Origin of the sequence: Sphingobium estronivorans (assembly GCF_008692605.1) — a bacterium.
GTDB lineage: Bacteria > Pseudomonadota > Alphaproteobacteria > Sphingomonadales > Sphingomonadaceae > Sphingobium > Sphingobium estronivorans.
The window spans coordinates 13,393-25,669 of sequence record NZ_LFCT01000002.1 but is presented as its reverse complement, the minus strand read 5'-3'; the positions used below and the strand labels follow the sequence as shown (position 1 = coordinate 25,669).

Here is a 12,277-nt window from a genome sequence, read left to right as displayed (position 1 = left end):
AATGCCGCAGGAACTGGATCTGACGCCGGCGCCACGCGTGCTGCAAATGCTGGGCGAGATCACGCTCGAGCAATGGCGATGTCTCGCGGAATTGATCGATAACTCGATCGACGGCTTCATCGACGCGGCCAGGGCCGGAACGCCCATCACGCGGCCGGAAATTTCGGTCACCATACCAATGGCTGACACCGACGCGGCGCGCGTTTCGGTGAAGGACAACGGACCGGGAATGTCGCTTGAGATACTCGAGAACGCGTTGCGGGCGGGCTGGACCGGAAACGACCCGCTCTCGAAGCTTGGGCTCTTCGGTATGGGCTTCAACATTGCGACCGCGCGCCTCGGCGTGGTCACCGAGGTCTGGACCAGCCGCAGCGGTGATCCGGAGCAAGTAGGCGTTCGCATCGATCTCGAAGAGTTGCGTGCTTCGAACAATTATCGAGTGCCGCGTCAGACACGTCCCAAGGCCGATCATACCGATCACGGCACCGAGATTGTCATTTCACGCCTGAAGCCGGAGCAGAGGGCCTATCTGGCGCGCGCGAACAATCGCACCACGATCAAGAAACATTTGGCGAAAACCTACTCGGCGCTTCTCTCGAATTCGGACGCCGGCACCATACGACTCATGCTTGGCGGTGCTCGCGTCATGCCGTTGCGGCCGTGTGTTTGGGACGCCAGTCGTTCCGTTGATTTGCCGGACGGAACGACCGTCAACGCCGTTGAGCAGTTCGACGTGGCGCTCGCGCCTCGGCGCTACTGCCAGCATTGCATGCGCACCTTGGCGTCGGACCAGGAGTCGTGCCCGACCGGCAGCGCGTCCTGCTCCATCGTCGAGACACCCCGAAGGGTCCGAGGCTGGGTGGGCCTGCAGCGTTATCTCGACAAATCCGACTTCGGAATCGACTTCATCCGCAACGGGCGAAAAATCGAGATCGGAAACAAGGATCTCTTCATCTGGAACGACGGGGAAACACAGGAAAGCGAGTATCCGATCGACGATCCGAGAAGTCGGGGACGCTTCATCGGCGAGATCCACCTCGACCACTGCCAGGTTAGCTACACCAAGAACCGGTTTGAGCGGGACGACCCGGCATGGGGCGAAATGGTCCGGGTCGTGCGCGGTGAGGGACCACTTCGGCCTAACGCGGCGAGGCTCAAGGGATATGAAGGCAACCACAGTCCGCTTTACAAGCTGTTCCAAGCATTTCGGCGGACCAGCCCGCAGGGAAAAAACGGACTATGGTCTCGGATCATGGTCGTCCAGGACAACGACCGAGCCGTCGAGATGGCCGGGTTCTTCGCGGCGGCCGACCCGGACTATCTCACGGACGAACGATGGTGGCAGCGCGTTGAGGAGCAGGACGCGAAAATACTTGGCGACACGCCCGGTAGCGGTGACGGTGCGGCGATTCCCGAAGGTTTTCTCGGCAAAGGTGGCGACGCCGAACCCGGCGAACCGGCCGCGCCTGAACAACCCGATGCGGCGCCTCCTGCGGCATCGCCCGAACCCCCGCCACCGCCGGCGAGACGTCCGATTTTCGAGCTCACTCGGAAATACATTCATCCGACATACCGCGCCGAATTCGATGTCGAGGCGTTCGCGGTCGATCCGGCCGACCCACAGCTTCCCACCGGCCAGGCTTGGACGGTGCGGCTGGATGACGTCGCGACGCGAACATACGCCTTCCTGGTAGATACGTCCCACGAGATGTTTCGCTCGACGACCATGACGCCGCTGGATGCCCTGTTGGTGGACCTGACCTACCGCACGATCGAATTCATCAAGGGGCACAGTTTGGAGGCGACCGTGGCGAATGTGCTCGCCGACCTGCGCGCCGAATATTGTGTCGACACCAAGTTGGATGAGCAGGACATCATCGCCGTTGCGGGAAATACGCTGACGGAGATTTGCCGTGCGGCGGCCGGCCTCGTCAGTGGACAGCCGGCCGACACGATGCATGGGGAATTGACCGAGCGCGAAAAGGAGGGCGTCGCCCGCCGCATGGCCGGACGCGGTGTCTCCGACCCGCGCGCCCTGATCCAAGATGGCCGTTTTTGGGAGTATGCGGACGGCGCCGCCGTTCGCCGACTTTTCCAGCGCCATCCGGAACTGTTCCTCGACGGCAATTATTGGGAGGACGCCTATTCGTCGCTCGATTTCGGCGCGAGCGACGTCACCGAGGAGGCGAAGGCCGCCACCGTGGCCCGGTATGATGCCTACCTCGGCGACGCGATCTGGCTCGCCGATCAGACTCCCGCCGATCTCGCTCGTGCTTCCCGGGACGCGGTGATCCGAGCGACGTGTTCGCTTCGATTGTTGAGACCGGACTCGGACGTGTGATCCCGGAACCGTTCCTGAATACCCACAGCTTGCTGCACGGCTCGTGGCAGGCGTTCGAGCGTGACATCGCCAGATTGCTCGTCTGCAACGGTTTTGACGATGTGCGGCTCATCGGTGGATCGGGGGACGCGGGCGCCGACGTCCTCGGTGTGAAGAACGGAGAGCTATGGGTTATCCAGTGCAAGTTCACCACCAACGGATACCCCTCCGCAGGCGCGGTTGATCAGGTCGGTGAGGCTGGTCGCTACTACAAAGCGGACCGTCTCTTCGTCGCGACGAGCCGGCGAGCGGGACCGGCGATGCTGGACGCGATCCGGCGCTGGGCCGCTCTCGGCATAACGATCGGCATATTGGAACCCGCGACGCTGCTCGAGATGGCGCGGCGTAGTCCCGAATATCCGCCGAGCAGGCGGGACTTGCGCGACTATCAATCGGAAGCGGTCGATAAATTCATCGGGACGCTGAGAGAGACTGGTCGCGGACAGGTCGTGTTGGCGACGGGTCTCGGCAAAACCGTGGTTTTGGCGGAAAGCGTTTCGCAACTCTTTCGCGACGAGGCGATTTCCGGCTCGAAGGTCTTGGTTCTGGCTGGGACGCGCGAATTGGTCGATCAGCTACAGCGCGCGTTCTGGGATCAACTCCCCAAATGGGTGCCGACCCACCGAATGATGGGCGGCGAGTTCCCAAGCGCCTGGGAAGGGATCACTTTCGCGACGGTTCAAAGCGCCGTTTCGCGCCTCGATCAGCTACCCGAATTCGGCGTCGTCCTGATCGATGAGGCCCATCACGTCGGTTCGGACAGTTTTCGACGCGTCACCGACCAACTGACCAATGCTATGATCGGAGGCGTGACCGCAACTCCCTGGCGGGGCGATGGGTATGACATCGATCATCTGCTGGGCCCGCCGGTCGTCCGCATCGGGATAGCCGAGGGCTTGCGGCGAGGCTTTCTTTGCGAGGCGGACTACCGTCTCTTGGCTGATAACATCGACTGGTCCTTCGTGCGCGCCCAATCAAGGAACAGCTACTCGCTCACGCAGCTGAACAAGTTGCTGCTCCTGCCCACCCGCGACGAGGAGGCGGCGCGTTCGATCCGCGAGACGTTCGACAAGGAGGAACGGCGCTCGGCGATCATCTTTTGCTCGTCGGTCGCCCACGCCAAGAGCTTCGCGGCGATGTTGCGTCTTTTCGGATTCAGGGCGGAGCCGATCACCGGCGACATGACACCGCGCGAGCGCGACCGGGTGATGTCGAATTTCCGCAAAGGCGCTCTTGACGTCGTTACCACGCGCGACCTCTTCAACGAGGGTGTGGACGTGCCCGATGTCGACATGATCGTGTTCATGCGCGTCACCCACAGCCGTCGCATCTTCGTGCAGCAATTGGGACGCGGACTGAGGATCAGTCCGCGAAAGACCAAGGTCGTAGTGCTCGATTTCGTCAGCGACCTGCGGCGGCTGGCCGAGGTGGTCGAGCTTGAACGGGCCGTACGCGGTGATGTCGAGCGCCTGTCCCTGCCGGGCGTCATCCAGTTTCGCGATGAGGGCGCCGGCAGCTTCATGCTCGATTGGATGAAGGATCAAGCGGATCTCTTTATGCGCGAGGGGGATCCGACGCTTGAACTTCCCGCGTTCGACTTTCCTCCACCGCATGCGGGAGGGGGAATTCAATGACGGCAATCCCCTCCAAGATACGCGACGCGATGCGCGACAAGCTTTGGGAACAATGCGACGATCTTGGTTGGATGGCGCTGCAGGATGTCGAGCGCGCCCGATATTATGAGCAGTGGACTCGCGACAGCACCATCGGCGGTCAGTTGGCCCAAGTCATGGATGCGCGAAAGGTTCGAGTTTACATAAAGGACTCGCTGGTCAAACCGTATGTACGAGCGCGACTATCCTTGAATGAATCCGAGGTTTGGCGGCTTTTGGACCTGACCGAGACTGATCGATCCGTACAAACCTTCATTAAGCCTCATGGCCGACGGCTCGAAGACGGACGAATAGTGGGCTGGGGTCGGAGCCGAGATTGGAAATCGGTGCTCATGGCCGTCTTCGAGCGGAGTCGCGCGGCAAAATCCTACTCTGCCTTCGGTGTCGTGTTGCTGGAGAGCGGCAAGACCGAGAGCGAGAAATCCCGATCCCTGGTTCGAGAGGCGGCCTCGCTTCTGGGGATTGATAAACTGGCGTGGCTGGAGTGACGATGAAGGACAAGTTTCCGGGCTGGTACACCCGCGACGCCGATCGCATCTCCGCGCTTTGGGAGACTGCGATATTCGTTCCGGACGCGAATGTCCTACTCCATTGTCTCCGTCATCCAGCGAAAGTCCGAAACGAATTGATTCGGGTATTCACGATCCTGCGCGAGTCCCTCTGGATACCCTATCAGGTTGGCCTGGAGTTTCATCGAAACCGCCTCGACGTCGAATTTGGTGCTCAGGATACCTATCAGCGCCTGACCGCCGACTATGACGGTCTCCTGAAGCAAATCGAGGAAAAGCTCCGACAGTTGAGGGCGCACCCCGTCATTGAGGTGGAAAGGGAACTCGCCGCGATCGCGACCTTCCAGGCAGATTTCCATGTCCGCATGGACGCGGCCGCCCAATCTCACCCCAAGGACGAGATCCAGACCGCCATGGACGAGCTAACTGCTCTGCTGGAGGGACGAGTCGGTGAAAAATGGCCTGCCGATCGTCTCGCGGCGATCAAGAAGGAAGGCGACGATCGATACGCCAAGAAGATCCCGCCCGGATTCAAGGATATCAAGAAGGACGGCGATCTCGATAAGTTCGGCGATCTCATCATCTGGAAGGACATGATAGCCAAAGCGAAGGAGGAGAAGCGGCCAATCGTCTTCATTTCCGACGACGTGAAGGAGGATTGGTGGTGGCTCTACAGGGGACGGAAACTAGGGCCGCGCCCCGAATTGGTCGAGGAATTCCATAGCGAAACGGACGGTCAGGAATTCCTGATCTATGAGTTTACGAACTTCCTTCGGGTCGCTGCGGAACGCCACCAGGAAATCCGTGAAAATGTAGACGAGGTGGAAAAGAGCCTTCTTGGCGATGAGCGCGCCAAGCGCCGCCAGCGAGAGGCGAACGACGCGAATGACGTCGTCATCAGAATCTCCGAATTGGAGGACGAGCGCGAGCGCATTGTCCAGACCCTCTCGGGAAGCCCAACGCTCGATGGCGAGCGCTTGTCCTCCGACCGATCCCAACTTCGCGCTCGACTTGACGCGATCAATGGTGAGCTCAGTATTTTAGCCGCCAGCGCCTCAGCCGACGCCCCGAACAGCCCGGAGAATGAACGGGGGGATTGATCGTCCCCAGATCGGTACCTTGGGTCACCAGACAGCCTCTCATTCAATCGAGCGCTTTCGTCGAAGTTAACGGCCGAGCCCACACGAATTGATTCTCGTGCGGGCGGAGGCCCGCATGACCCCGACCAAACTTCTCATCGGACAGATCATCGTTGTGTTCGCCATCGTATTGGCGGGCGTCTGGTTCGCCACGCAATGGGCTGCCGCCGAATTGGCCTATCAACCCGAGCTTGGCCGACCATGGTTCGTGGCGTTTGGTCATCCGGTCTACCTGCCCTGGTCCCTGTTCGGCTGGTGGTTCTCGTTCGAGGCCTATGCGCCAACCCTGTTCGAGGAGGCCGGTGCGATCGCCGCGACGAGCGGTCTGCTCGGCTGCGCCGCCGCGATCTTCGGATCGCTCTGGCGTGCACGGCAACGCAAGAACATCACGACATATGGCTCCGCACGCTGGGCCACCGCGAAGGATATCCGTAGTGCTGGTCTACTCACTGAATCCGGCGTTTTTCTTGGTCGGACCGGACCACGTTATCTTCGTCATGACGGTCCCGAGCACATCATGGCGTTCGCCCCGACCCGCAGTGGCAAGGGCGTTGGGCTGGTCGTGCCGACCTTGCTTGGCTGGTCAGGCTCGGCCGTCATCCATGACATCAAGGGCGAGAACTGGCAGCTGACCGCCGGCTGGCGCCAGCGCTTCTCCCACTGCCTCCTGTTCAATCCGACCGATGCTCGTTCGGCGCGCTACAACCCGTTACTGGAGGTTCGCCGCGGGATCGACGAGGTCCGCGATGTTCAGAACATCGCCGATATCCTCGTCGATCCCGAAGGCGCGCTGGAGCGCCGCAGCCACTGGGAAAAAACCAGCCACTCCCTGCTCGTCGGCGCCATCCTCCATATTCTCTATGCCGAGGAAGATAAGACGCTCGCGCGGGTGGCGTCCTTCCTGTCCGATCCGCAACGTCCGTTCACCGCCACGCTGCGCCGGATGATGACTACAAATCATCTCGGCACGGCCGAAGCGCCTGTCGTTCACCCGGTTGTCGCGTCGGCGGCGCGAGAAGTCCTCAATAAGTCCGAAAACGAGCGATCCGGCGTGTTGTCGACGGCCATGTCGTTCCTTGGTCTCTACCGCGATCCGACAGTGGCAAGGGTTACGTCGCGCTGCGACTGGCGGATCGCCGACCTTGTCGAGGGCAGGTCGCCGGTCTCGCTCTACCTAGTCGTGCCACCGTCTGACATCAGTCGCACCAAGCCGCTCATTCGCCTCGTGCTCAACCAGATCGGCCGCCGGCTGACCGAGCATCTCCACGCCGAGAATGGGGCGAACGCGGCTGCCCGGCACAAGCTGCTGATGATGCTCGACGAGTTTCCAGCGCTCGGCCGCCTGGACTTTTTCGAGACGAGCCTCGCCTTTCTCGCCGGCTATGGCGTGCGTGCCTTCCTGATCGCGCAAAGCCTCAACCAGATCGAGAAGGCTTATGGCGAGCACAACGCCATTCTCGACAATTGCCACGTTCGTGTTGTCTTCGCGACCAATGACGAGCGCACGGCGAAGCGCATCTCGGATGCGCTCGGAACCGCCACCGAGCAGCGCGCGATGCGCAACTATGCCGGCCACCGGCTCGCGCCTTGGTTGGCGCATGTCATGGTTAGCCGGCAGGAGACCGCCCGCGCCCTACTGACGCCAGGCGAAGTGATGCAGCTGCCCGCGACCGACGAGCTTGTGCTCGTCGCCGGCACACCGCCGATCCGTGCGACCAAGCTTCGCTACTTCGAGGACAGCACTTTCAAGGCTCGCGTGCTGCCACCGCCGAACCTGACGAGCGGCGACTATGCCGATCGGCCGACAGCGCGGTCGGACGTTTGGGCAGGCACCGTTCGCGGCACCGATGCACGTCTCGGTGCCGGAGAAGATGAGGCCGGCGGCGATGCTGGGGGAGGTTTGGAGCAGGCCCGGCAACCCGGGCAGGAAATCGATCGTCCGCTGACTCCCGACCCGGTCACCACCGATCCGCTCGGTCTCGGCGCTGACGACGACGATGCCGCAGCGGATCAGCGCGCGATGGATCAGGCACGAGCGCTTGGCACCGCACGCACCGTCTACGCCATCGATGCCGGCGCCGATGGTTCCGGCGGGCATCGGCCCGGCGACCTCCAGTTGGACCTCTGACCATGGTCGAGAAGATCCGCCACCAGCTGTTCCTGCCGAAACCGGTGAGCGATCGCCTTGAAGCGTTGGCCGCAAAGCCGGGCGCGTCCAAATCGGCGATCCTGACCGACGCGGTCACAGCCTGGCTCAACCGCCGCGGCGCATCTGAATTGGAAGATCGCTTCGGCATCCGACTCGATCGTCTGACCACCGCAATCGGCCGGCTTGAGCGCGACGGGCATATCCAGCTGGAAACACTGGCCCTGTTCGTCCGCTATGAGCTGGCGATCCAGGCCCCGCTTGCAGAGAATGATCATGCGGGTCGGGCAATCGCCGCGAAGAGGTTCGATGCCTTCATCGCCCAGGTCGGGCGGCAGATCGCCGCTGGACGGCGGACAATCGCCGACGGGTTCGGCGGCGCGACGGAGTCCGGCCGGTGAGCGCCGGTATCTCCGCAGACCGGCGGCGCGCGATGCTGCGCACGGCGATGGGACCGGCGATCGCCGATGCCCTCGCCGATGCCCGCGTCATCGAGATCATGGTCAATCCCGACGGCGCGCTGCGCCTCGACCGGCTTGGCGAGGGCCGCACCGACACAGGCGTGCGGATGGACGCCGCGCAGGTCGAGCGGATCATCCGCCTCGTCGCTTCCCATGCTAGGGCCGAGGTTCACGGTGACGCACCGATCGTCTCGGCCGAACTGCCACCGCATATCGAGGGACGCGCGGGGGAGCGGTTCGAAGGCGTGCTGCCGCCCGTATCGACCGCACCCTGCTTCTCGATCCGCAAGCCCGCCGAGCGCCTCTACAGCCTCGACGACTATGTCGCTGACGGCATCATGGCGCCGGCCGCTGCCGACCGGCTGAAGGCCTGCGTCACCCAGCGCTACAACATTCTGGTCGCCGGCGGCACCAGCTCGGGAAAGACCACGCTCGCCAATGCGCTGCTCGCCGAAATGGCCTGGGTCGATGAGCGCGTCATCCTGATCGAGGACACGCGCGAGCTGCAAAGTCCCGCCGCCGACACCGTGGCTCTCCGCACGCGACCGGGCGTCGTCACGATGGCCGATCTCGTCCGCTCGACGCTGCGCCTGCGCCCCGACCGCATCATCGTCGGAGAGGTGCGCGGTCCCGAAGCGCTCGACATGCTTAAGGCCTGGAACACCGGCCATCCCGGCGGCATCGCCACCGTCCACGCTAATAGCGCGCTCTCCGCGCTCTACCGGATCGAGGGTCTTGTCCAGGAGGCGGTGGTCACGGTCCCGCGCCGGCTGATCGCCGAGGCGATCGACGTCATCGTCTTCATCTCCGGACGCGGCCTCCAGCGCCGCATCTCGCAGATCGCGCGTGTCGCCGGGCTCGATCCCGACACCGGCGCCTACGCGCTCGCCGACTTCCTCTCGCCCCTCAACCCCCAAGGAGAATGACCATGCAACTTGCCAAGATTCCGTCTCGCGGATCGACCTTCCTCGTCGGCGCGGCCATCGGCCTGATCCTTGCCATAGCCCCCGCCGCGGAGGCGGCGGGATCAGGCATGCCGTGGGAGCAACCGCTCCAGCAGGTGCTGGAATCAGTCCAGGGTCCGGTCGCGAAGATCGTCGCCGTCATCGTGATCATCGTCACCGGCCTGACGCTGGCATTCGGCGAGAGCAGCGGCGGCTTCCGGCGCCTCATCCAGATAGTCTTCGGCCTGTCGATCGCTTTCGCGGCGTCGAGCTTCTTCCTCAGCTTCTTCAGCTTCGGCGGTGGGGCGCTGATCGCGTGATTGGCGCCGGCCAACATCTCGAAGGGTTCGAGGCTCCCATCCACGGGAGCCTCGGATCACCGATCCTGCTCGGCGGCGCACCGCGCGGGCTGGCGATCGTCAACGGAACGCTGGCCGCCGCCGTCGGCCTCGGCCTCCAGCAATGGATCGCCGGTCTTGTGCTCTGGGCGGTCGGCCACAGCATCGCTGTCTTTGCCGCGCGCCGCGACCCGGATTTCGCACCCGTGCTGATCCGTCATCTCCGCCAGAAAGGCTATCTCGCGTGCTGAATCTCGCCGAATATCGTCACCGTCCCGACCGGTTGGCGGACCATCTTCCATGGGCGGCGCTCGTCGCGCCCGGCATCATCCTCAACAAGGATGGGAGCTTCCAGCGGACGCTGCGTTTCCGGGGTCCTGACCTGGAATCCGCAACCGAGGGCGAGCTGATCTCGGCCTGCGCCCGGGCCAATAATGTCCTCAAGCGCTTCGGGACGGGCTGGGCGCTGTTCTTCGAGGCCGAACGTCGCGAGGCATCTGCCTACCCCGACAGCGGCTTTCCGGACGCCGCGTCCTGGCTGGTTGACCAGGAACGCCGCGCCGCCTTCCTCGGCGAAGGCGAGCACTACGAGAGCCGCTACCATTTGACGCTGACTTGGCTGCCCACGCCGGATAGCGCCGAGGCGGCCGGCCGTTCGCTCGTCGAGCGGCCCGATGCCGACAAGGGTCGCGACTGGCACGGAGCGCTGTCTAGCTTCATCGCCGAAAGCGATCGCGCCCTGGATCTCTTCGCGAGCTTCATGCCCGAGGTCCGCGCGCTCGATGACTCCGAGACGCTGACCTTCCTCCATGGCACCATCTCCAATCGCCCGCATAATGTCGCGGTCCCGGAGACGCCGGTCTATCTCGACGCTCTTCTCGTCGACACGCCGCTGACCGGCGGGCTGGAGCCGCAGCTCGGCGGCACCCACCTTCGCACCCTGACCGTGCTCGGCTTCCCAAGCATGAGCCGGCCGGGAATCCTTGATGCGCTCAACCATCAGGACTTCGGCTATCGCTGGGTCACGCGCTTTCTCGCGCTCGACAAGAGCGACGCCACCAAGGCGCTGACCAAGCTGCGCCGGCAGTGGTTCAACAAGCGCAAGTCGATCACCGCGCTCCTGCGCGAGATCATGTATAATCAGCCGTCGCAGCTGCTCGACACCGACGCCGACAACAAGGTCGTCGATGCTGACCTCGCGCTTCAGGTCCTGGGCGGCGACCATGTCGCGTTCGGCCACCTGACCACGACCATCACGGTCAGCGATAGTGATCGCGCCGGCGTCGAAGACAAGGTCAGGCGGGTCGAACGGATCGTCAACGGGCTCGGCTTCACGACGATACGAGAAGGCGTCAACGCGGTCGAGGCGTGGCTGTCGTCGCTGCCAGGGCAAGTCTACGCGAACGTCCGGCAGCCCCTGGTCCACACGCTGAACCTCGCGCATCTGATGCCGCTGTCGTCGGTCTGGGCCGGCCCTGTCCGCAACGCCCATCTCGACGGTCCTCCGTTGCTCCATGCCAGCACGGCAGGATCGACGCCGTTCCGCCTGTCGACACACGTCGGCGACGTCGGGCACATGCTGGTGGTCGGACCGACGGGCGCCGGCAAATCGGTGTTGCTCGCGTTGATCGCGCTCCAGTTTCGGCGCTACGCGGGCTCTCAGGTCTATATCTTCGACAAGGGGTTTTCCGCACGGGCGGCCGTGCTGGCGATGGGCGGCGCACACCACGCGCTCGGACTCGGTGCCGATGCGGGTGAGACGCTGGCGTTCCAGCCTTTGCGCAGGATCGATGACGCCACCGAGCGAAGCTGGGCGGCGGAATGGATCGCGGCGCTGCTCACGCACGAAAAGGTCCTCGTCACGCCCGAGGTGAAGGATGCCGTCTGGTCGGCGCTCGGCAGCCTGGCGTCTGCGCCGCCGGAGGAACGCACCCTTACCGGGCTGACTCTGCTCCTCCAATCCAATGCGCTTCGCACCGCGCTCGGCGCCTACACCCTAGACGGCCCCTATGGGCGGCTGCTCGACGCGGCCGAGCAGCATCTCGCCTTCGCCGATGTGCAGTGCTTCGAGAGCGAGGAGCTAATGGGCCAGGCCGGCGTGGTGGCGCCCGTGCTGACCTATCTCTTCCACCGGCTGGAAGAGCGGTTCGATGGTCGGCCGACCCTGCTGGTGCTCGACGAGGCCTGGATATTCCTTGACCATCCCCTGTTCGCCGCGCGCATTCGCGAATGGCTGAAGGTGCTTCGCAAGAAGAATGTCGCGGTGCTGTTCGCGACGCAGAGCCTGGCCGACATCGCATCTAGCAGCATCGCGCCGGCCATCATCGAGAGTTGCCCGCAGCGCATCCTGCTTCCCAATGATCGCGCGATCGAGCCGCAGAGCCGCGAGGCCTATGAGCGGTTCGGCCTGAACGACCGCCAGATCGAACTGGTCAGCCGCGCCACGCCGAAGCGGCAATATTACCTGCAGTCGGCGCGCGGCAATCGGCTGTTCGAACTGGGTCTTGGTTCGGTCGCGCTAGCCCTGTGCGGCGCGTCGGACCCCGCCACGCAATCGCGGATCGACGCGATGATCGCCGACGATGGCCCCTCGGATTTCGCGGCCCGCTTCCTCGCGTCGGCCGGCCTCGACTGGGCCGCCGACCTGCTCGCCGATTTTCCCGCCCCCCAAGCAAAGGAGTAATGTG

General features: G+C 63.7%; 10 protein-coding genes. All 10 read left to right on the top strand.

Annotated features, from left to right (window positions below; genetic code table 11):
* The first annotated feature begins 1 nt into the window (after nt 1).
* The 10 genes from F7P65_RS01550 (at nt 2) to trbE (ending at nt 12,273) form a co-directional block, all read left to right on the top strand.
* Nucleotides 2-2,341 carry an ATP-binding protein gene (locus F7P65_RS01550; RefSeq protein ID WP_205451886.1) on the top strand — a complete coding sequence of 780 codons (2,340 nt, stop codon included), beginning with the start codon at nt 2-4 and terminating at the stop codon, nt 2,339-2,341.
* Nucleotides 2,302-4,014: a DEAD/DEAH box helicase family protein gene (locus tag F7P65_RS01545; RefSeq protein WP_240334151.1), complete on the top strand. Its 1,713-nt coding sequence runs from the start codon at nt 2,302-2,304 to the stop codon at nt 4,012-4,014. The genes F7P65_RS01550 and F7P65_RS01545 overlap by 40 nt, the downstream gene beginning before the upstream one ends.
* Complete coding sequence (locus tag F7P65_RS01540) at nt 4,011-4,541, top strand: hypothetical protein (protein WP_150289997.1); 531 nt, start codon at nt 4,011-4,013, stop codon at nt 4,539-4,541. The genes F7P65_RS01545 and F7P65_RS01540 overlap by 4 nt, the downstream gene beginning before the upstream one ends.
* 2 nt (nt 4,542-4,543) lie before the next feature.
* Nucleotides 4,544-5,662 carry a PIN-like domain-containing protein gene (locus F7P65_RS01535; protein ID WP_150289996.1) on the top strand — a complete coding sequence of 373 codons (1,119 nt, stop codon included), beginning with the start codon at nt 4,544-4,546 and terminating at the stop codon, nt 5,660-5,662.
* Between the two features lie 115 nt (nt 5,663-5,777).
* Nucleotides 5,778-7,829, top strand: coding sequence for a conjugal transfer protein TraG (locus tag F7P65_RS01530; RefSeq protein WP_150289995.1), 2,052 nt, complete (start codon nt 5,778-5,780; stop codon nt 7,827-7,829).
* 2 nt (nt 7,830-7,831) lie between these two features.
* Nucleotides 7,832-8,248: a CopG family transcriptional regulator gene (locus F7P65_RS01525; RefSeq protein ID WP_150289994.1), complete on the top strand. Its 417-nt coding sequence runs from the start codon at nt 7,832-7,834 to the stop codon at nt 8,246-8,248.
* Nucleotides 8,245-9,234 (top strand): P-type conjugative transfer ATPase TrbB, encoded by a 990-nt coding sequence (gene trbB, locus F7P65_RS01520; RefSeq protein ID WP_240334150.1) that lies wholly within the window; start codon nt 8,245-8,247, stop codon nt 9,232-9,234. Before F7P65_RS01525 ends, trbB begins: the two co-directional genes overlap by 4 nt.
* Complete coding sequence (locus tag F7P65_RS01515) at nt 9,231-9,572, top strand: TrbC/VirB2 family type IV secretion system protein (RefSeq protein WP_205451884.1); 342 nt, start codon at nt 9,231-9,233, stop codon at nt 9,570-9,572. The genes trbB and F7P65_RS01515 overlap by 4 nt, the downstream gene beginning before the upstream one ends.
* Nucleotides 9,569-9,841, top strand: coding sequence for a VirB3 family type IV secretion system protein (locus tag F7P65_RS01510; protein ID WP_150289992.1), 273 nt, complete (start codon nt 9,569-9,571; stop codon nt 9,839-9,841). The genes F7P65_RS01515 and F7P65_RS01510 overlap by 4 nt, the downstream gene beginning before the upstream one ends.
* A complete protein-coding gene (gene trbE, locus F7P65_RS01505) occupies nt 9,835-12,273 on the top strand; it encodes a conjugal transfer protein TrbE (protein WP_150289991.1) in 2,439 nt (812 codons plus the stop codon). The genes F7P65_RS01510 and trbE overlap by 7 nt, the downstream gene beginning before the upstream one ends.
* The last annotated feature ends 4 nt before the right edge of the window (nt 12,274-12,277 follow it).

Bases quoted from the DNA above. Each gene is read 5' to 3' on its own strand.
- F7P65_RS01525 (WP_150289994.1), top strand. From the start codon at position 7,832: ATGGTCGAGAAGATCCGCCACCAGCTGTTCCTGCCGAAACCGGTGAGC.
- F7P65_RS01550 (WP_205451886.1), top strand. From the start codon at position 2: ATGCCGCAGGAACTGGATCTGACGCCGGCGCCACGCGTGCTGCAAATG.
- F7P65_RS01530 (WP_150289995.1), top strand. From the start codon at position 5,778: ATGACCCCGACCAAACTTCTCATCGGACAGATCATCGTTGTGTTCGCC.
- F7P65_RS01540 (WP_150289997.1), top strand. From the start codon at position 4,011: ATGACGGCAATCCCCTCCAAGATACGCGACGCGATGCGCGACAAGCTT.
- F7P65_RS01515 (WP_205451884.1), top strand. From the start codon at position 9,231: ATGACCATGCAACTTGCCAAGATTCCGTCTCGCGGATCGACCTTCCTC.
- F7P65_RS01535 (WP_150289996.1), top strand. From the start codon at position 4,544: ATGAAGGACAAGTTTCCGGGCTGGTACACCCGCGACGCCGATCGCATC.